17 protein-coding genes and 3 pseudogenes are annotated in these 18,273 nt (G+C 35.9%); 14 read left to right on the top strand and 6 right to left on the bottom strand.

The genetic code is table 11. The features are described 5' to 3' along the window. Positions 1–25 precede the first annotated feature (25 nt). The 4 genes from AC1FXP_RS11630 to rlmH all read left to right on the top strand — a co-directional run bounded on the left by AC1FXP_RS11630 (position 26) and on the right by rlmH (position 3,740). Positions 26–820, top strand: a complete 795-nt coding sequence (locus AC1FXP_RS11630) for an MBL fold metallo-hydrolase (RefSeq protein WP_480061507.1) — start codon at positions 26–28, stop codon at positions 818–820. A gap of 262 nt (positions 821–1,082) precedes the next feature. Then, on the top strand, positions 1,083–2,306 hold the full coding sequence (locus AC1FXP_RS11625; RefSeq protein WP_480061505.1) for a S1C family serine protease: 1,224 nt from the start codon (positions 1,083–1,085) through the stop codon (positions 2,304–2,306). Between the two features lie 725 nt (positions 2,307–3,031). Then, the gene (locus AC1FXP_RS11620) at positions 3,032–3,193 is read left to right on the top strand and encodes a CxxH/CxxC protein (RefSeq protein WP_480061503.1); all 162 of its coding nucleotides are present in this window, start codon (positions 3,032–3,034) and stop codon (positions 3,191–3,193) included. A 67-nt stretch (positions 3,194–3,260) separates the two neighbouring features. Then, complete coding sequence (gene rlmH, locus AC1FXP_RS11615; protein ID WP_480061501.1) at positions 3,261–3,740, top strand: 23S rRNA (pseudouridine(1915)-N(3))-methyltransferase RlmH; 480 nt, start codon at positions 3,261–3,263, stop codon at positions 3,738–3,740. Between the two features lie 288 nt (positions 3,741–4,028). On the opposite strand, the gene AC1FXP_RS11610 is transcribed toward rlmH, so the two are convergent. After that, positions 4,029–4,883: a MurR/RpiR family transcriptional regulator gene (locus AC1FXP_RS11610; protein ID WP_480061499.1), complete on the bottom strand. Its 855-nt coding sequence runs from the start codon at positions 4,881–4,883 to the stop codon at positions 4,029–4,031. Between the two features lie 175 nt (positions 4,884–5,058). On the opposite strand from AC1FXP_RS11610, the gene AC1FXP_RS11605 reads away from it, so the two are divergent. Next, a complete protein-coding gene (locus AC1FXP_RS11605) occupies positions 5,059–6,402 on the top strand; it encodes a GntT/GntP/DsdX family permease (RefSeq protein WP_480061497.1) in 1,344 nt (447 codons plus the stop codon). 257 nt (positions 6,403–6,659) lie between these two features. On the opposite strand, the gene rluF is transcribed toward AC1FXP_RS11605, so the two are convergent. Further along, on the bottom strand, positions 6,660–7,367 hold the full coding sequence (gene rluF / locus AC1FXP_RS11600) for a 23S rRNA pseudouridine(2604) synthase RluF (RefSeq protein ID WP_480061495.1): 708 nt from the start codon (positions 7,365–7,367) through the stop codon (positions 6,660–6,662). A gap of 357 nt (positions 7,368–7,724) precedes the next feature. Here rluF and AC1FXP_RS11595 point away from each other — a divergent pair, with 357 nt between their 5' ends. The 4 genes and pseudogenes from AC1FXP_RS11595 to AC1FXP_RS11580 all read left to right on the top strand — a co-directional run. Continuing rightward, positions 7,725–8,393 carry a hypothetical protein gene (locus tag AC1FXP_RS11595; RefSeq protein WP_480061493.1) on the top strand — a complete coding sequence of 223 codons (669 nt, stop codon included), beginning with the start codon at positions 7,725–7,727 and terminating at the stop codon, positions 8,391–8,393. 101 nt (positions 8,394–8,494) lie between these two features. Next, positions 8,495–9,044: pseudogene (locus AC1FXP_RS11590) on the top strand (NAD-dependent epimerase/dehydratase family protein). 40 nt (positions 9,045–9,084) lie between these two features. Then, positions 9,085–9,270, top strand: a pseudogene (locus tag AC1FXP_RS11585) (aldo/keto reductase); the annotation flags it as partial. After that, positions 9,257–9,397: pseudogene (locus AC1FXP_RS11580) on the top strand (aldo/keto reductase); the annotation flags it as partial. The pseudogenes AC1FXP_RS11585 and AC1FXP_RS11580, both read left to right, overlap by 14 nt. A gap of 322 nt (positions 9,398–9,719) precedes the next feature. On the opposite strand, the gene AC1FXP_RS11575 reads toward AC1FXP_RS11580, so the two are convergent. Next, complete coding sequence (locus AC1FXP_RS11575) at positions 9,720–9,986, bottom strand: hypothetical protein (protein WP_480061491.1); 267 nt, start codon at positions 9,984–9,986, stop codon at positions 9,720–9,722. A gap of 322 nt (positions 9,987–10,308) precedes the next feature. Here AC1FXP_RS11575 and AC1FXP_RS11570 point away from each other — a divergent pair, with 322 nt between their 5' ends. Together AC1FXP_RS11570 and AC1FXP_RS11565 are read left to right on the top strand one after the other, a co-directional pair. Further along, the gene (locus AC1FXP_RS11570; protein ID WP_480061489.1) at positions 10,309–11,148 is read left to right on the top strand and encodes a protein-glutamine gamma-glutamyltransferase; all 840 of its coding nucleotides are present in this window, start codon (positions 10,309–10,311) and stop codon (positions 11,146–11,148) included. Positions 11,149–11,355: 207 nt separating this feature from the next. Then, positions 11,356–11,490 carry a YjcZ family sporulation protein gene (locus AC1FXP_RS11565; RefSeq protein WP_480061573.1) on the top strand — a complete coding sequence of 45 codons (135 nt, stop codon included), beginning with the start codon at positions 11,356–11,358 and terminating at the stop codon, positions 11,488–11,490. A gap of 485 nt (positions 11,491–11,975) precedes the next feature. On the opposite strand, the gene AC1FXP_RS11560 is transcribed toward AC1FXP_RS11565, so the two are convergent. Next, complete coding sequence (locus tag AC1FXP_RS11560; protein ID WP_480061487.1) at positions 11,976–12,515, bottom strand: hypothetical protein; 540 nt, start codon at positions 12,513–12,515, stop codon at positions 11,976–11,978. A gap of 363 nt (positions 12,516–12,878) precedes the next feature. Here AC1FXP_RS11560 and AC1FXP_RS11555 point away from each other — a divergent pair, with 363 nt between their 5' ends. Further along, positions 12,879–13,880: a DUF3231 family protein gene (locus tag AC1FXP_RS11555; protein WP_480061485.1), complete on the top strand. Its 1,002-nt coding sequence runs from the start codon at positions 12,879–12,881 to the stop codon at positions 13,878–13,880. A 391-nt stretch (positions 13,881–14,271) separates the two neighbouring features. Continuing rightward, positions 14,272–15,150 carry a radical SAM/SPASM domain-containing protein gene (locus AC1FXP_RS11550; RefSeq protein WP_480061483.1) on the top strand — a complete coding sequence of 293 codons (879 nt, stop codon included), beginning with the start codon at positions 14,272–14,274 and terminating at the stop codon, positions 15,148–15,150. A 128-nt stretch (positions 15,151–15,278) separates the two neighbouring features. Here AC1FXP_RS11550 and AC1FXP_RS11545 read toward each other — a convergent pair whose 3' ends face one another. After that, positions 15,279–16,439 carry a Glu/Leu/Phe/Val dehydrogenase dimerization domain-containing protein gene (locus tag AC1FXP_RS11545; protein WP_480061481.1) on the bottom strand — a complete coding sequence of 387 codons (1,161 nt, stop codon included), beginning with the start codon at positions 16,437–16,439 and terminating at the stop codon, positions 15,279–15,281. A gap of 112 nt (positions 16,440–16,551) precedes the next feature. Next, positions 16,552–16,830 carry a YuzB family protein gene (locus tag AC1FXP_RS11540; RefSeq protein WP_480061479.1) on the bottom strand — a complete coding sequence of 93 codons (279 nt, stop codon included), beginning with the start codon at positions 16,828–16,830 and terminating at the stop codon, positions 16,552–16,554. Positions 16,831–17,108: 278 nt separating this feature from the next. Here AC1FXP_RS11540 and hppD point away from each other — a divergent pair, with 278 nt between their 5' ends. After that, on the top strand, positions 17,109–18,230 hold the full coding sequence (hppD, locus tag AC1FXP_RS11535; protein WP_480061477.1) for a 4-hydroxyphenylpyruvate dioxygenase: 1,122 nt from the start codon (positions 17,109–17,111) through the stop codon (positions 18,228–18,230). Positions 18,231–18,273 lie beyond the last annotated feature (43 nt).

Below are 18,273 nucleotides of genomic sequence, written 5' to 3'. Positions count from 1 at the left end.
GTTTTGGTGAGGGGAATGATTATAAATGACATTACGCTTTAGTGTACTGGCAAGCGGCAGTACAGGCAATGCTGTCTATGTAGAGACAGAAGAGCAGCGTTTACTTATAGATGCAGGTTTAAGTGGAAAGAAAATGGACGAGCTCTTTCAAAGGATTAATCGAGATCCTAAAGAGTTAAATGGAATTCTCGTAAGTCATGAACATTCAGACCATATTAAAGGGGTCGGAATATTTGCTAGAAAGCATAAGCTTCCTATTTACGCGAACGAAAAAACGTGGAAAGCAATGGAAGGTCAGCTTGGGACGATTGCTACTGATCAAAAGTTCACGTTCGCAACAGGAGAAGTGAAGACGTTTGGAAACATCGATGTCGAATCATTTGGTGTCTCGCATGATGCAGCAGAACCGATGTTTTTCACGTTTCACCATGAAGGGAAAAAGCTTGTTTTAGCAACAGATATGGGCTATGTAAGTGACCGGATAAAAGGAACGATTGATAAGGCAGATATTTTCATTTTTGAATCGAATCATGATATGAATATGCTTCGAATGGGACGCTATCCGTGGAGTGTGAAACGTCGAATTCTAAGCGACGTAGGACACGTGTCTAATGAGGATGCAGCGCTTGCTCTATCAGATGTGATTGGAGACAATACAAGCCGTATTTATTTGGCTCATTTAAGCCTTGATAATAATATGAAAGATTTAGCTCGTCTCTCGGTTGAACAAGTGTTAAAAGAGCAAGGAATGGCCATAGGAGAGCAATTTGAGCTATATGACACGGACCCACAAAGCCCAACTGCATTAGCAGTAGTTTAGGAAAAAGCAGGAATTTAGTATAGAGGTCATTGAAATAGGTCAAAACCGTACCTTTTTCAGTGGCCTCTTTCTTTGGTATTTTTTGTAGAAAAGATGAGTACAGCAGTGGTTTTCATGACTATGCGGCAATTTTGTTGGGAATTATAGAAGAAGTGTAAAAAATATATGAAAAACGTTTAAGTCACTATTTTTTAGGCAAATTCTTATTATAATAAGAAGTAAATATGACTAATTAATTAGGAAAAAAGGGTGGTGTTACAAAATGGGTTATTATGATGATCATGTAACAGAGCAAGTAAGTAGACGCAACAATCGGAATCGTGGAATTCCTATCATCACAGCGTTTATTGGATCAATCATCGGGGGATTGTGTGTATTATTTTCAATTCCTATTCTATCTAACTTTGGACTATTACCATATAATTTGAACACCGAGCCTGAGTCGGTAGCTGTATTTGATTCAGAAACACCGCAAGAGGGACTGCAAACGGTGAGTCTTGATGTAAATAGCAACGTCACACAGGCGGTAGACAGAGTTTCTGATGCCGTTGTTGGAGTGATTAACATGCAACAATCCAACTTCTTTTCTTCATCTGAAACGAACGAAGGAACAGGTTCTGGTGTCGTTTATAAGAAGAGTGGAGATAAAGCGTATGTTGTGACAAATCACCACGTCATTGAACGTGCGAATGAAATTGAAGTAAGCCTAGCAGATGGTACTAGAGTACCAGCAAAATTACTAGGAACAGATGTCATCACAGATTTAGCTGTTCTTGAAATTGACGGTGAAAATGTAGAAACAGTGGCAGAGTTCGGTAGTTCAGAGACGTTACGTGTAGGAGAGCCAGCTCTAGCAATTGGAAATCCATTAGGTCTGCGTTTTTCTAGTACAGTAACACAAGGAATTATTAGTGCAACAGAGCGTAGTATTCCAGTAGACTTAACAGGAAATGGCCAAATCGATTGGCACGCAGAGGTACTGCAAACAGATGCAGCGATCAACCCAGGAAATAGCGGTGGTGCATTAGTGAATATTGAGGGGCAGGTTATCGGTATCAACTCAATGAAGATTGCGCAAAGCTCTGTTGAAGGGATCGGCTTTGCGATTCCAACAGCCATTGCTCTTCCTGTTATAGAAGACTTAGAAAGCATTGGTGAAGTACGTCGACCGCAATTAGGGGTTGGAATTCGTTCATTAAATGAGATTCCTAGTGCTTATTGGCAAGAAACATTAAAGCTTCCTGAAGATATCAAAGGTGGAGTCGTCATTACAAGTATTGCACCAACATCCCCAGCAGATCGTGCTGGACTGCAAGAGTATGACGTCATTGTAGAAATTGACGGAGAAGAAATAGGAGACGGACACGACTTACGAAAATTCCTCTACACAGAAAAGAAAATAGGCGATGAAGTAGACGTCACCATTTACCGAAACGGAAACCGCGAAGTCATCAAAGTACAACTAGCAGAACAACAAAGTTTTTAAAGACTTAAAGGAAAAAGGTCGGTTTTTACCTTTTTCCTTTAAGTCGAAGCACTGAGCGGAGCCGCCGTAATGTTTTAAGCCTTTTGAGTGGTCTTCTCAAAAGGCGCACGGCGAGAGGAGCCAGTGCAACCCATGATCGCACTATTAATGATAAAGGTCAGTTTGTGACCTTTTTCTTTATGGCGAAGCACTGAGCGAAGCTGCCGTAATGTTTTAAGCCTTTTGAGTGATCTTCGCAGGAAGGCGCGCAGCGAACGGAGCCAGTGCAACCCATGTTCGCACTATTCATAATGAAAGGTCGCTCTTTGCCTTTTTTTCTTTATGGCGAAGCACTGAGCGAAGCCGCCGTAATGTTTTAAGCCTTTTGAGTGATCTTCGCAGGAAGGCGCACGGCGAGAGAAGCTAGTGCAAATCATGTTTGCACTATTAATGATAAAGGTCGCTCTTTGACCTTTTTTCTTTATGGCGAAGCACTGAGCGAAGCCGCCGTAATGTTTTAAGCCTTTTGAGTGATCTTCGCAGGAAGGCGCACGGCGAGAGAAGCCAGTGCAAATCATGTTTGCACTATTTATCGATAAGGCACTGCACAGTCATGCAGTCAGTAAATGTTACGTTAGAGCAGATGAGAACCCCATTTCTCACTGCTCTCTTTCTATCTCGTTTATCCACAGCTCCAAAATAGGGTATGCTATAATGGAAAATGCAATAAGGAAGGACGTTATAATATGTATTATGCTTGCAATGAACACATTGAAGTGGCAATTGATATGGTAGTAGATGAGGCTGAATTAGCACCAGTTGTTGAAAAAGTAGAAATAAGTAAGGAGTCATTATCCACAAGCTGTAGTTTTTGTGATAGCGCAGCCATCTACAGTGTGGATACATAAAATGCTTATCCACTATGTTGATATGTGGATAACTACTGTGGATAAATGTTAGGAGGTTATACACATTGTGAATATCCAAGTTGTTACGGTCGGGAAATTAAAAGAGAAATATTTAAAGCTGGGGATAGATGAATACATAAAGCGGTTGGGTGGTTACGCAAAAATAGAAGTGATAGAGGTAGCAGATGAGAAAGCGCCAGAACAAGCTAGTGATGCAGAAATGAAACAAATAAAGGATAAAGAGGGAGAACGGATTTTAGCAAAAATTCATCCTGATACACACGTGATTGCTCTAGCAATTGAGGGAAAGATGATGACATCAGAACAGCTCGCAGATAACCTCGATAAGCTAGCTACTTATGGAAAGAGTAAGGTAGCCTTTGTTATCGGTGGATCGTTAGGATTAAGTGAAGATGTGATGAAGAGAGCAAATGAGAGTTTGTCGTTTTCAAAAATGACGTTTCCCCATCAATTGATGAAGCTTGTATTACTGGAGCAGGTTTATCGAGCTTTTCGGATAAATCGGGGTGAACCGTACCATAAGTAAATGAGGTTTTAAAAAAAATAGTAACAGCATCGTCCTGACAATAGAGAATAGTAATAGATAGTTTCGAAAAACATTCAACAAGACTTTGGAAACTACAGCAAGAAACTTCATTAAGAAGTAGCCTTAATTCTATACTTTGTGAATTGAGGCTACTTTCACCTTTGAGGAGGAAAAATGGAAAGTAGAAATGATAAAACGTAAATCTATTTAAAAGTAAAACAGAGACGGGTTTGTTAGTATTGTCGTTCCTGTTTTTGGGAAATTCATATCATAATTACAAGCAGTATATTAGATTCGCTTAACTGAAATGGCTTCACGCATTTTTTTGAGAGCGTTTTGACCTTCAATTCCTTTATTTATTAAGATGTTTACGTAAAGTACGTCAATAAGTGTAAGTTGAGCAAGGCGTGATGACAACGCTTCAGAGCGGTAGTCGGTCTCCTCAGAAACAGTATATAAAGGAATATCTACAGCACTACTAAGTGGAGACTTTGCATAGTTTGTGATCGCAACAGTTTTGGCACCAGTAGATTTAACCACGTTTAAGACATGTAAAATGTCCTTTGTTGATCCAGAATGAGAAATAAATACTGCACAATCTTTCTCAGTCATTTGTGAAGCTTTTAATAATTGGAAGTGATTATCCGTTACGGTATTTACTTTTAAACCAGTACGTATTAATTTGTGATAAGCATCCATAGCTATAATACTTGAGCCCCCACTCCCGAAAAAATCAATAGAATTAGCAGAAACAAGGGCATCTACGGCTAACATCATTTGTTCATCATTAAAAACTGCCAAAGTGTCTTCAATTGTTTTTATATTGGAGCGAAACACTTTTGAGGAAATTGTCTCCGATGTATCGCCTTCATTTACTTTTTCATGAATATCAGTAAGGGGTGTTACAACTTCTGAAGCAAGTGCAATTTTCATCGCTTGATAACCTTTAAATCCAATGCGAGTACAGAAACGAAAAACCGTAGAATCTGCAACATTTAAAACTTCTGCTAACTGATTAATTGAAAAATGTATAATTTTTTTGGGATTATCTAGTATATAATCTGCAATTTTTCTTTCCGTTACACTAAATTTAGGATAGTGTGAGCGAACACTGGCTAAACATAGCTGTTGATTTTTTTCCATCGGTATCTCTCCTATAATTACTTTCTTTATATTATACTAGAGTTGAGATGTAAAAAAAATTTCTAGTATTACTTATGGAGAAAAAATTTTTAAAAGGTGCTGCTTAAGAGATGATGACAGTTGTTTTATCACAGGGTTAAAAATCTTATTATGAATAAAAAGGTAGTGAATGTACGTGTCAAATGAAATGTTAATTCTCGTTGCTTCAGCAGGTTTTTTTTTCCTCTTATTTTTAATCGTTAAAATAAAATTACATGCATTTGTTGCTTTATTATTAGTTAGTCTAATTGTTGGTATTTTAGCAGGCATGCCTTTAAACGATGTAGTGTCCTCAATGCAAGTTGGAATGGCTGGAACTCTTGGATACATAGCAGTTGTCATTGGCTTAGGCGCCATGTTTGGTCATATGATTGAAATTTCGGGTGGAGCTGAACGTATAGCTCAAACTATGATTAAAAAGTTTGGTGAAGGTAAAGCACAATGGGCACTTGGTATTACAGGATTTTTTGTTGCCATTCCAGTATTCTTTGATGTTGGTTTTATCATTTTAATTCCTATTGTTTATAGATTGGCAAAGAAAACAGGTAAATCATTATTATACTATGGTTTGCCATTGTTAGCTGGTTTAGCTGCAACACATAGTTTTATTCCTCCAACACCCGGTCCAATTGCTGCAGCTAATTTAATTGGGGCAGAGTTAGGTTGGGTTGTTCTTTTTGGAGTCATCGCCGGAATTCCTGCTATGATTATCGCAGGGCCGCTATTTGCTAAATTCATCTCAAAAAAAATACAAGTAGATGTTCCAGAATTCATGAATTTAGAAGAAGTGGAATATGAAAAACAATTACCGAGCTTTAATCTGGTGGCCACTCTCATTCTCATTCCTTTAGTTTTAATTTTATTGAATACAATTTCAGGTTTATTAATGGAAGAGAGAAGTATAATACGTGAGATCTTAACCTTTCTTGGTCATCCATTTGTTGCTTTAATCATTGCAACGATACTAACATTCATTTTTCTTGGTACAAAACGAGGATATTCTCGTCAAGAAATACATGATATTGCTTCTAGAGCGTTAGAACCGGCAGGTATGATTATTTTAATAACAGGTGCTAGTGGAGTTTTTAAGCAGGTATTAATGGATTCAGGCGTTGGAGATGTACTAGCGATAATGATGGCAGATTCAGCATTACCACCGATCATCCTTGCTTTTTGTATTGCTGCAGTAGTTCGAATTGCAATAGGTTCAGCAACAGTTGCAATGGTAACAGCTGCAGGGTTAACAGCTCCTCTAGTGTCGACTCTAGGTTTAGATGGCCCAGTGCTAGGGTTATTAGTTATTGCTATTGCCTCAGGAGCAACTGTACTCTCACATGTAAATGACTCTGGCTTTTGGTTAATTGGGCGTTTCCTTGGATTAAGTGTAAAAGATACATTAAAAACTTGGACAGTTATGGAAACAATAATCGGCCTTGTCGGGTTTACGGTAGTTTTATTACTTGCAATGATTATTGACTAATTTCATATTCTTTTCATTGTACTAACGATAAGAGTAGTCTTTTGCTTTCAAATATTTATATAAACATTATGATCAAATTTAACTTTGTGCATAGTGTTATTTCGGTGAACCGTACCATAAGTAAATGAGGTACTTTAAAATTGAGAAGGATTGATTTATTACTAACACTTTTTCCAAAAGAAGAGAGTGAAGGGCTTGCAGATAGGTACGCATAGCCCTCTATCTGCAAAGCAACTTCAATCCTCACAGATCCCCCTTTACCATTCCTTTGGTTCATAGTTTAATTCTCTAAATAATTGTGTGCGCTCTTTCTTTGATAAATCTCTCCATTGTCCAGGGGGGAGATTTCCTAAATGGATATTCATGATTCGAGTTCTTTGCAATCGGTAGACTTCGTAGCCTAACTCTTCACACATACGGCGAATTTGACGATTTAACCCCTGTGTTAAAATAATTTGAAAATCAAATTTTGATAGCGGTCTTACTTCACAAGGAAGTGTTTTAGTACCTAATATTTTTACACCTTCAGACATATTCTTTACAAATTCAGGAGTGATAGGCTTGTCTACTGAAACGATATACTCCTTTTCATGCTTATTTTCAGCACGTAAAATCTCATTAACGATATCACCATCATTTGTTAGGAGGATTAAACCTTCTGAATCCTTATCTAATCTCCCGATATTAAAAACTCTTAATGGATGATTTACTAAATCAACAATATTTCCCTTTACTTTCTTTTCTGTTGTACTTGTAATACCTACAGGTTTATTTAAGGCAAGATAGACATTATTTCTAGCTACCCGAACGGGTGACCCATTTACTAGAACATCATCCCCAGGCTCGACTTGATCGCCTATTTGTGCACGTTTTCCATTGATTGTGACTCTTCCTTCAGTAATTAATTTGTCCGCACCTCGCCTTGATGCTTTTCCAGCTTCACTAATAAATTTATTGATGCGCATGTTAATCACGACCTTAAGTTTGATAATTGTTTATTCGCGTATCAAATATACCTTATTTTAAAGAGCGAATCAAAAACCTTATTTAATATATCACGGTGAACCTTACCACAAGTAAAATAGCAAAAAGTAAATATTACTTTTGATGAGATAGCGTTAGAAAATATAAAAAGGGTAGTTAAAGTGGTGATAACTACTTTTTTTATTTTATTTTTCCTTGTAAAATATTGTCACAACAGCACCTGTTTCGGTGTTCAGTAACCGGAACAAAAAAAGTATCATCGCATTAAGAGAGGAAATTATGATCAAGTGTAGAATAACTATTGTAGAAAGTAAGAAGAAAGCAGTGAGGGGGATAACATGAAATATCCATCTTATATTAATTTAACTAATGACTTAGTCAATGGTATTGGTGAATACTTGCAAAAGAAAAGAGTCTCACTTGATGAAGTTGTAGAGGTTTTTGCAGGTGATGGAAAATTAGGGTTACAGTTGGGGTTAAGGGAAAATTGTAATATATCAGATTTATTATTATTTTCCAGTAAAGATTATAAAGACGCTGTCAATCAAAATTGGGGAAGCGATCCAGTAGGGGTTGTAGCCGAATCAGCCTATGAGACAGTTATTCGATTTCGTGCTGAAAAAAATAGAATACGCTTACTAATTATGGGTGCACCTCCGCCAGCTAATTCATATTATTGTCCATCTTATGATGTACTTAAGGCACTTCATTATTGTTTTGACGGGGAAGTACTATATATTGGTGAAATGAATAGTTATTATTTTGCTTCTCCAAAGTTCTTTAAGCATGTAAAAGTGGTGGAGGATGATAATAAGCGGTCTTTTACTAACCTAGTAGTTAAAAATTATGATAATTCAAATGGCTATTTTACAAGTCGATGGTTTGAAAAGCCAGCAGAGGTAAAACCCTATCTACTAAAATTCAAATCATGTATGGATGAGACATGTGATTGTCTAGATAATTCAAAAATTATAAGTGATATACATGCTTATACTTGTAAAGCCTAACAGGAATTACTTGGAAACCTAAAATTATTAAGTATACTTAGTTCAGATGATGAACAAACAAAGTAATGACTTTTTGTCATGATTAATTAAAATTTGGAGGGTTGAAAACGAAAACGGTAGTAATAACAGCTGGAAGCGGTTTGCTAGGTTCAGCAGTGATAAAAGAATTTTTAGATCATGGTTATGAAGTCATTAATGCAGATATTAAGTATCCAAAAGAAGCACTTTGCAGGACAGTCATTACAGACTTAACGAATTTAGGTGAAGTCTATGGGGTATTAGCAGGTGCTGATGCAGTTGTCGATCTTGCAGCTATTCCGGTAGCGTATTCACATCCTAACGAAGCAACCTTTCAAAATAGTGTCATGTCCACTTATAACATTTTAGAAGCTGCAGGGAATTTAGGAATTAAGAAAGCGGTAACATCTTCAAGTGAGTCCTCATATGGTATATGTTTTTGCCCTTAATATTGGGGCGGATGAGACAAGTATGGATATTGAGAGTAAACAATTAATGGAAATATGCTTTCCTGATGTAAAATACTTTAGAAAAGATTTAACAGGTTTTGACCCTCTATTAAATAATGAAATGGCTAAGAAACTCTTAAATTGGAAGCCTATTCATAAATGGAGAAATTGTGTGAATCTATAATTCTATGTTTAAAATTTTTATATAGGGAGAGATAAACAAAATGGGTAGCATACAAAATACAACCACATTACATAACGGTGTAAAGATGCCATGGTTGGGCTTTGGTGTTTTTAAGGTTAAAGACGGGGAGGAAGTTGTGAATTCAGTAAAGACGGCTCTAGAAATTGGCTACAGAAGCATTGATACTGCAGCCATTTATGGAAATGAAGCAGGAGTCGGTAAAGCCTCACCGAATTGCTGAAAATGCAGATGTTTTTGATTTTGAACTATCACAAGAGGACATGGACAAAATTAATGCCCTGAATCAGGATCAACGTATGTTTGCGGATCCAGATGATTTTGATAGAGTTTAGGTTTTGTTTAAATTTAAACGGAGTAGTGGGGCCTGAGGTAGAAGCCCCAACAGGTTATGACAATTAAGAAGCCTGGTCTACCGAATCCATAGTGTATTCGTTGATGATTGACATCAATTATTCCCTTATTAAATGCTTCCCGTCTACCCAAAAATGGATAATTAGTCAAAGCAAATCCCTACTATTTATTTTATATACTTAAGGTTATGTTTAAGTAGCTTAATAGGGCTGGGCATATGCATTAATACTAAGAAATTAAAACAAATGAGTTAGAATTCGCGGTTTTAAATCCAATTTTTGGTTTAAATTTGATTTAGATTTTTTAAGTGAACAATATCATAAGTAAATGTATATCTAATTGCACTGCTAAATGTGGTGCTTTTTGCATAAAAATAGCCCAGTTATTAATCTGAGCTCTTATGTTTTTTTCAATCGCATCTTCAACAAGAATAATACATATTGGTTTGCTGAAATACTTTTTTCCATGCCTTTTTGTCTGTTTTGGGTCGTCATCGATATTATGAAGCTCGTTCCGCTGTAAATCTAGGCTGTATGAGTCGTCATCGGCATTATGAAGACCTTTTCCCATGCTTCTCTGAACTGGTTAGGCCTTCATCAGCTTTCTGAAGGGTATTAGCTTAGTCAACTCTTTGCTCTGTTGAACCTGTTAGTCTCAAAAAGGCTGTTTTTGACCTTTTGAGACACCTCCGAAGCAACTTTTGTAAGTAGGAAGGATCCCTTTCCTTCAATCCATGTATCTACAGCTCGCTCACTCCCGCGTATTCCTCTATAGCCCGAACCTACCGTAAAACGAGTAGCAAGTATTCCCCTTCCTTATCATATGAATTTAAATATAAATCCATATAATTCGAAGAAACCATCACTTCGAATCAAATGAAATGGGGAATGACATGATACAAGTAGCTGGAAGGCCGTTTTCACTAGACAATACGATGGACTTCGGAAGGATAGAAAGAATTACTATTCAACAAATGCTCAATTCGCCTGAAATGTTTTCCTATCCTTCCATGAATGAATTTAGATTTGAAATAAACATTAGAAAAAACATTATGGAAAGTGCAAAAGAGATGAATGAGAGTCAAGTGACGTTTACGATCTTTGAAAGCGCATATTGTAATCCTACATACTGGGATTTAACAAATGCTGGAGGATTTTTGTTAAGACCTGGTGTGCGACCATCTGATGCCATTGTCGATATTTATCGGAACGGTTCTCTTTATGGATTTGAATGCGCGACTGCCATCATTATTATCTTTTACCAGGCCATCTTAAAAAGTATCGGGAGACGTCATTTTAATTTTATTTTTCAAAACCTTTATTTATATAGTTGGCATACTGACCCTGACTTACAATTACACATCTTCAACTCGAATCGTTTTTTGCCTGGGGATGTTGTGTATTTTAATAATCCTGATTATCATCCCAATACGCCATGGTATCGAGGAGTAAACGCCGTCGTGTTGAGCGATGGATCGTTTTTTGGACATGGGGTTGGGATCGTGACGGCTGAACAGATGATAGAATTTTTAAATTCGGAAAGATCGCCAGGAAGTATGCAGCCTGCATACTTAGCCAATTTAATCACAAGAATTTCCCCTGCAACGTTGCTGGTATTAACTTTACAAAGTCATCGTAATTTCTATAAAAAGCAAAAAATTGTCATACACCATAATCATTGTTCCATCTCCAGTATTGTTTATCAGTTTTATCTGGATAACCATAATGACTAATTCCTTGCCAACTGTAACGAACCGGGACATCCACCCATTTATTAGGTTGACAGGTTCATATTTCAACTAGGTGAGTATAATGTAGTGTAAATATACTAACCGAAAAGGAAGTGTTGAGATATGTATGGTAACTCAAATATCCCCCCTAATATGATGGCTGGAGCAAATGTACCACCGAATATCCCTCCTAGCATGGTGGCAGGAGTAATGGATACACCTATGCCGTATTCTCCTGCTTATGGATATGGTTATGTCGCTCCTACTCATGGAAACGGCTTTGTATTAATTGTTGTCTTGTTTATTTTATTAATCATTGTAGGATCTAGTTTCCCTAAATGCTAATATAAGAGTCAAAAAGTCAGTTGTTTAAGTCCGTATAAACAACTGACTTTTTATTGTTCATGTTGTTATTTAGAAGTTTATTATTCCATTAAATAAGGTCCTTTATTAGGAGAGTTTCCAATAGTGAAGATAGTGAGTATACATATAGAAAACTGAACAACATGAGCTAATAAATGAACCGATACTGGACCAATAAAATGGACTATTTTCATATAGGGTATTAGGGTTGATATTGAATTTTAAAAAAAACTCAATTAGATACACTACGGTAAACCGTACCATAAATAATACTAAGCTGATAAAATAATAATTAAGTGACATTTGAACGAAATTGTTATGAATCATCCGTAAAATTAATAAGTAAGGGAGTCATAAAATTGAAGCTTACAAGAAGTTTGTTATATGTTTTTTTGTTCGCAAATATCTTTGGATTGCTTTATTGGATTACTATAATGTTATCAGACATTTTTAATCAATAATATGATTTAGGAATTACTAAATAAGCTTTCTTTTTTAGAAGATGAAGAGACGTTTTTTTCTTTTTTGTTTAGATAAATAGCGAATAAAATATTTAAACTAAAATACTTATCAAGACTGAAGTGATATATATTTTTCCTGAAAATAATTAATGAAAATGCATTAGTATAAAGAATGAGGCTTATTAAATTCATATTTCCTGAAAGAATAAAGTTAATATGCATAAAGAGACAAACAAGAATTGAAGGTAGGGTGAATAAACCTACTACAAGAAATATTCCCAGTATAATTTGAGTAATTGGTATTACATAGTTGAAAATCATCACATGCTCTAAAACCACATTCTCTACAAAAATTTTATAAAAGGTTGGGACATTAGGATTTTGTAAGGATTCTAATAAATATTCATTTAAAAAAAACCCTGGTTCTTTAAACCATGAGTTTTCGGTAAGTTTAGTTACCCCTGCTAATAACCAACCTATTCCAAAAAGAACACGTATTAAAACAATTAGAAATGGAAGCACTCCTATATGTTTAAAAAACTTCATTTACTACTCCTCCTTAGTATCATAGTTTCCTTAAGGAATTTATTTTTCCTTAGGTAAACTTTTTGTGTAAAAAAATTACTTGAATTTCTTTGTTTAAGATAGAAGATTTTATTTTGTTATTTACTTTAATGAATTCTATGCATTGTAGATTAGGATGTTTCCTTTGTATTAAAAAGTTTACCAAATGCAAAAAAATATGTAAATAACTATTTTAATAAATGAGTTCAAGTGATCAAGTAGATCTCATACTGTTGTGGGGGTAATGGTTATATTATGAGTCTTATCATAAGGCAATACATAATTTGTTGTTATTAGTGAATATTAACTACATAATTACAAGTTAATGATGGAGTGAAGAATTCAATGGAAAATAACCAACATATAGGTCTGACTTCAATAGAAATGGGTGCTCTGTGGAGTGCATATTTTTCAGAAACTACAACAAAGTGTATGATTATTCATTTTTTAGAGAACGTTGAAGACTCAGATATTGAGTCACTTTTAATAAATGCATTAAACATCTGCAACAAACGTATTCCTAAAATTGAGGATTTGCTTTTGAAAGAAAATTTCCCCATCCCTCAAGCATTTTCTGAAAAGGATGTATACTCAAATGCTCCACGTCTTTTTTCTGATCCCTTTTACCTCTATTATATTTGGTTTATGAGTAGTATGGAATTACAAGCTCATTCATTATCAATGGCATTGTGTGCCAGATCTGATGTGAACGATTTTTATCGAGAAGTTTTAAATGGCTCTGCTGACACAGACGTGAAGTCACGAGAATTAGCTTTAAAAAAAGGGTACTTTATTCGTGCACCATACATTCCGACTCCACAAAAAATTGACTTTGTAAAAAAGAAAAGTTTTTTAACGGGATGGTTTGGTGAACGCAGGCCTTTACATGCACTTGAAATAACTCATTTATTTAAAAATGCGATGACAAATACAATAGGCCAAACATTAATAACAGGATTCAGCCAAGTAACCAAATCAAAAGACATTCGTCATTTATTTGTAAGAGGAAAGGAAATTGCAGCTAAGCATACTAACATTTTTACTTCAATCTTAAAAGAAGAAGAACTTTCTTCCTTTGAGTCCTGGGCTGCATATGTAACTGATTCAACTAATCCACCATTTTCTGAGAAGTTGATGTTATATCATATCACTGCATTAAACGCTGTAGGTATAGGCAACTATGGAGTATCTATGTCAGCTAGTTCAAGAAGAGACCTTGGGACTCATTACACACGTTTAATGGGAGAAGTAGCACTGTTTACAGATGATGCAGCAAATCTTATGATTGAAAAAGGTTGGCTGGAACAACCTCCGCAAGCAGCTGATCGAGATCACTTAACAAGATAATTTGTAAAAAGTTATTTTAATGTAATATTTATAAATTAACAAAGGGGGTGTCTCAAAAGGTCTGTTTTTGACCTTTTGAGACACCCCCGAAGCAATGAGCGAAGTCGCTACATCTTTTAAAAGCCTTGAGAGGAGTGGGTTTCTCCTCTCAAGGCGCGTAGCGAACGGAGCCATTGCCACCTCTGTTCCGGACTATTGAGACACCCCCTAGTTATAAGTAAAAGTGAAACTGTCGCACCTGTAAAATAGGATCTCAATATCATTCAAGAAACCTTACTTCATATTATTTCCTTAAATAAGCATGTTTCCATTCATGAAGAATTATGCTCTAATATTGATAGAACAAGATGTTCATTCTGTTCTAAGAAGTGAAAGAAGTGAGGAATGAAGGTTGAAAAAGTTTAAAAAGTTTTATTTAGAGATTACAAGTATTTGTAATCTTGCTTGTAGCTTTTGTCCCCCAACAGAACGACAGAAGCAGTTCATATCTGTAGAGGATTTCTCTAAGAGATTAGACCAAATTAAACCTCACACAGACTACATTTATTTACATGTAAAAGGTGAGCCGCTGCTTCATCCTAAAATAGATCAACTGTTAGACTTAAGTCATGAAAAAGGTTTGAAAGTTAATATTACTAGTAATGGAACATTAATTAATAAAATCAAACACAAATTATTAAATAAACCTGCACTAAGGCAGATGAATTTTTCACTTCATAGCTTTGACGGGCATGTTGGTTCTACTGATAAAGAAGGTTATGTGAAGAGTATCCTTTCTTTTATTAAAGAAGCGACAAGTCAATCAGAAATGATTGTTTCGCTAAGGCTATGGAATCTCACACAAGATAATATGACGAATCTTGAAAGACAACGAAATCGTAAAATCCTTGAAATCATTGAGAAAGAATTTGGTTTAGATTACAAAATTGAAGAAAAAGTGTCCCCTGGAAGCGGTGTGAAGATAGCTGATCGGATCTTCATTAATCAAGATTACGAGTTTCAGTGGCCAGCTTTACACGAAGAAGAGGATGATGGAAGAGGCTTCTGCCATGGCCTTCGAAACCAAGCAGGTATTTTGGCGAACGGAACAGTTATCCCTTGTTGCTTAGACGGAGAGGGAGTAATCAACCTTGGAAACATTAATGAGAGCTCATTTTCTGAGATTATTGAAGGAGATAGAGCCCAAAAGCTTGTAGATGGTTTTTCACGAAGAGTGGCAGTAGAGGAACTGTGTAGGAAGTGTGGTTATCGTAAGAGGTTTGGGAAGTAGAATAAGTAAACGTTGCAGTTAAGGATGCTAGCACATGCGAAAAATGTAAAGGGGGTATCTCAAAGGTCAAAAACAGACCTTTTGAGATACCCTCTTACATTCAATAGTTCTTTTAAATTACTTTCACATTAGAACCGGACTTGCCATTTTGCACGTTTTTTCGGAGAAAAGAAACTATTTCTGCTTTTTCTTGATTCAATTCTACTTTCACAAATATCATTTGCTGCTTCAATGGTCGTAATATTTTTTGCATTTGCTTGTGAAAATACTTCGAGCAGGGAATGGTAAATGGCTTTTGTTTTATTTAAAACTCGATCTTTGTTTGGTGTATATAATTCATCTGTAACTTGAATAATTCCGCCACTATTTACAATGTAGTCAGGAGCATATAATATGCCTTTTTCCTTTAATTTTAGAGCACATTCTTCATGGAGAAGCTGATTGTTAGCTGCACCTGTAACTCCCTTTACCCGTAGTTGATCAATCGTTTGTTCATTGATAATACCGCCAATCGCACATGGTACAAAAATATCTGCATCAACCCCATAAATTTCTTCACCTTTAACTGGTACAGCTGTTCTCCCCATTTTCTTAGCCTTTTCAACTAAGTGATTTACTGTTTCTAAATTAACATCTGTTATATATAAATCAGCGCCTTCTGCTAATAGATGCTCTGCAACCTTAAAACCAACTTTCCCCAAACCTTGGATAGAGAAGCGTTTTCCTTTTAAATTTTCATTACCATATAATGTGTTTGCTACCGCTTTAATACTATAAAGAACACCGAGAGCAGTTGGAATGGACGTTTCGCCCCCACCACCATATTCTTCTGGTAATCCGGCAATACAGTTGGTTTCTTTATAAGAGTGAACAAAATCTTCTAATTCTGTACCCATATCAGTCCCTGTATAGAACCTGCCATTTAGCGATTCAACGAATTGTCCGTATGCTCGAAACAATTCAGGTGTTTTATCTTTCGCTGGATCACCGATAATCACTGCTTTTCCTCCACCAAAATCAACATCAGCTGCAGCACATTTATAAGTCATGCCTTTTGACAGTCGTAATACATCCTCTAGCGCTTCTTCTGTAGTTTCATAGTCTCTCATTCTAGTTCCACCAATGGCTGGTCCTAAAGTTGTGTCATGTATTGCAATGATTGCTTTTAAACCTGTTTCCGGATCATTGCAAAATAAAATCTGTTCATGTTCCTGCATCTTTTCAAATAAATCCATTGAAATTGTTTGCGCTGTTTCTTCGATGTTACTTTTTGTTAGAATAGTTTTCATTCCTAATTACCTCCAGTTATAAGTTCATTTGTACCAAAATGGTAAACACGTTTTTAATTAAAAGCGGTCGTTGATTTAACCGCTTTCATTAATTTGGTTTGAAAAAACGATATTAGCTAGAACTAGTAAGCTCTTTATAAGGCATTGGATTTGCACATTCAATTCTTGTCTTTTCTATATACTCAATGATGTTCGGATATAGGTCACTAACATCATCACAAGTAATATTCTCCCCATTAATGAGAGAAAAAGGTTGTACAATACATTGCCCACAATAGTTTAGACATTCATCTTCTATAACATTGACAGTAGGTAACTTGTTTAAATGAAGTTTCGCTTCCTGTAATTCATTTTTAAAGTTATTTGGGCAAAATTTCACTTTATGTTGCATTTTCAAACCCTCCTTACAAATTTAATGGTGATGTAGTGATTATAGTTACAGGTGAAAAACTTGTGCAAGTATGGATGTGAAAGCACAACCGCACTATCGCAATAAAGTAGTTTGTCCGTTATCAACATTCATATAGAAAAGAGAGATCAGAGATAATGTAAGATGTTATATCTTTATTCATCTACTAGTTTCATGCGTTAAAGTAAGCGTTTGCAAAGGGTTATACAAAATATTATTCTTTTTACAGATCCAAACTTCAATTCAAGGGGGACCTAACAATGGCCAAAGATGTAACGGAATTAAATAACCAAACAAAGAAGGATGTTTTTCCAGTAGAAAGTTTTCACCACTTGGAGCTCTACGTTGGCAATGCGAAACAGTCTGCTTATTATTTCTGTCATGCATTTGGATTTGAAATAAAAGCGTATTGTGGACTTGAAACTGGAAGTCGCGACCGTGTTTCCTATGTACTTGAACAAGGAGCCATTCGTCTTGTTGTTACAGGTTCATTGACAGATCAAACGGATGTTTCATCTTTCGTGAAGCTACATGGTGAAGGGGCAAAGGATATCGGTTTAAAGGTATCAAATGTGGAAGAAGCCTATTATGGAGCAGTTGAACGTGGGGGAATTCCGATTCGAGAGCCTTGGACAGAAAGTGATGAGAATGGTTCGGTGAAAAAAGCGGTTATCGGTACATACGGAGATGTTATACATACGTTAATCGAAACTCAAGATTATCAAGGATGTTTCTTACCAGGTTATCAACTATATGAGGGAACGAATTCCTCTACGTCATCAGGACTTGTAGGAATTGACCATGTTGTAGGAAATGTTGAAAGTATGGACGAGTGGACCACATATTATGAGAAGGTTTTTGGTTTTAGTGTACTAAGACATTTTGATGATGAAGATATTTCAACAGAATATTCAGCATTGATGTCCAAAGTTATGACAAGTGGGACTGGTCGTATCAAATTCCCAATTAATGAGCCTGCTGAAGGGAAACGAAAGTCACAAATTCAGGAGTACTTAGATTTTTATAACGGGCCTGGTGTACAGCATCTAGCTATTCTAACAAATGACATTATTACAACGGTAAGATCGTTACGAGAAAATGGTGTTGAATTTCTTGAAACACCAAATACGTATTATGAAGATTTAGTTGCTCGCGTTGGTGACATTGATGAAGATGTTAAGAAACTGCAAGAACTTAATATTTTAGTAGATCGTGATGATGAAGGTTATTTACTTCAAATTTTCACAAAACCAATTGTTGACCGTCCAACGTTATTTATTGAAATTATTCAACGTAAAGGTGCAAGAGGCTTCGGAGAAGGGAACTTTAAAGCATTGTTTGAATCAATTGAACGTGAGCAAGAGCGAAGAGGGAATATTTAATTTGAGATAATTGTTTAAGTAAATAATAGGAAGAAAGGAGTGT

Source organism: Halalkalibacter sp. HAAS-P013, assembly GCF_056619925.1.
This window is presented reverse-complemented; position numbering and strand designations above follow the sequence as displayed.

What these genes read in the sequence shown, in the direction of transcription:
- AC1FXP_RS11595 (WP_480061493.1), top strand. Translation starts at nt 7,725, where the DNA reads ATGAAATATCCATCTTATATTAATTTAACTAATGACTTAGTCAATGGT.
- AC1FXP_RS11545 (WP_480061481.1), bottom strand. Translation starts at nt 16,439, where the DNA reads ATGAAAACTATTCTAACAAAAAGTAACATCGAAGAAACAGCGCAAACA.
- rluF (WP_480061495.1), bottom strand. Translation starts at nt 7,367, where the DNA reads ATGCGCATCAATAAATTTATTAGTGAAGCTGGAAAAGCATCAAGGCGA.
- AC1FXP_RS11625 (WP_480061505.1), top strand. Translation starts at nt 1,083, where the DNA reads ATGGGTTATTATGATGATCATGTAACAGAGCAAGTAAGTAGACGCAAC.
- AC1FXP_RS11555 (WP_480061485.1), top strand. Translation starts at nt 12,879, where the DNA reads ATGGAAAATAACCAACATATAGGTCTGACTTCAATAGAAATGGGTGCT.
- AC1FXP_RS11630 (WP_480061507.1), top strand. Translation starts at nt 26, where the DNA reads ATGACATTACGCTTTAGTGTACTGGCAAGCGGCAGTACAGGCAATGCT.
- AC1FXP_RS11540 (WP_480061479.1), bottom strand. Translation starts at nt 16,830, where the DNA reads ATGCAACATAAAGTGAAATTTTGCCCAAATAACTTTAAAAATGAATTA.
- AC1FXP_RS11620 (WP_480061503.1), top strand. Translation starts at nt 3,032, where the DNA reads ATGTATTATGCTTGCAATGAACACATTGAAGTGGCAATTGATATGGTA.
- AC1FXP_RS11570 (WP_480061489.1), top strand. Translation starts at nt 10,309, where the DNA reads ATGATACAAGTAGCTGGAAGGCCGTTTTCACTAGACAATACGATGGAC.
- AC1FXP_RS11560 (WP_480061487.1), bottom strand. Translation starts at nt 12,515, where the DNA reads ATGAAGTTTTTTAAACATATAGGAGTGCTTCCATTTCTAATTGTTTTA.
- hppD (WP_480061477.1), top strand. Translation starts at nt 17,109, where the DNA reads ATGGCCAAAGATGTAACGGAATTAAATAACCAAACAAAGAAGGATGTT.
- AC1FXP_RS11610 (WP_480061499.1), bottom strand. Translation starts at nt 4,883, where the DNA reads ATGGAAAAAAATCAACAGCTATGTTTAGCCAGTGTTCGCTCACACTAT.
- AC1FXP_RS11565 (WP_480061573.1), top strand. Translation starts at nt 11,356, where the DNA reads ATGGATACACCTATGCCGTATTCTCCTGCTTATGGATATGGTTATGTC.
- AC1FXP_RS11575 (WP_480061491.1), bottom strand. Translation starts at nt 9,986, where the DNA reads ATGGGAAAAGGTCTTCATAATGCCGATGACGACTCATACAGCCTAGAT.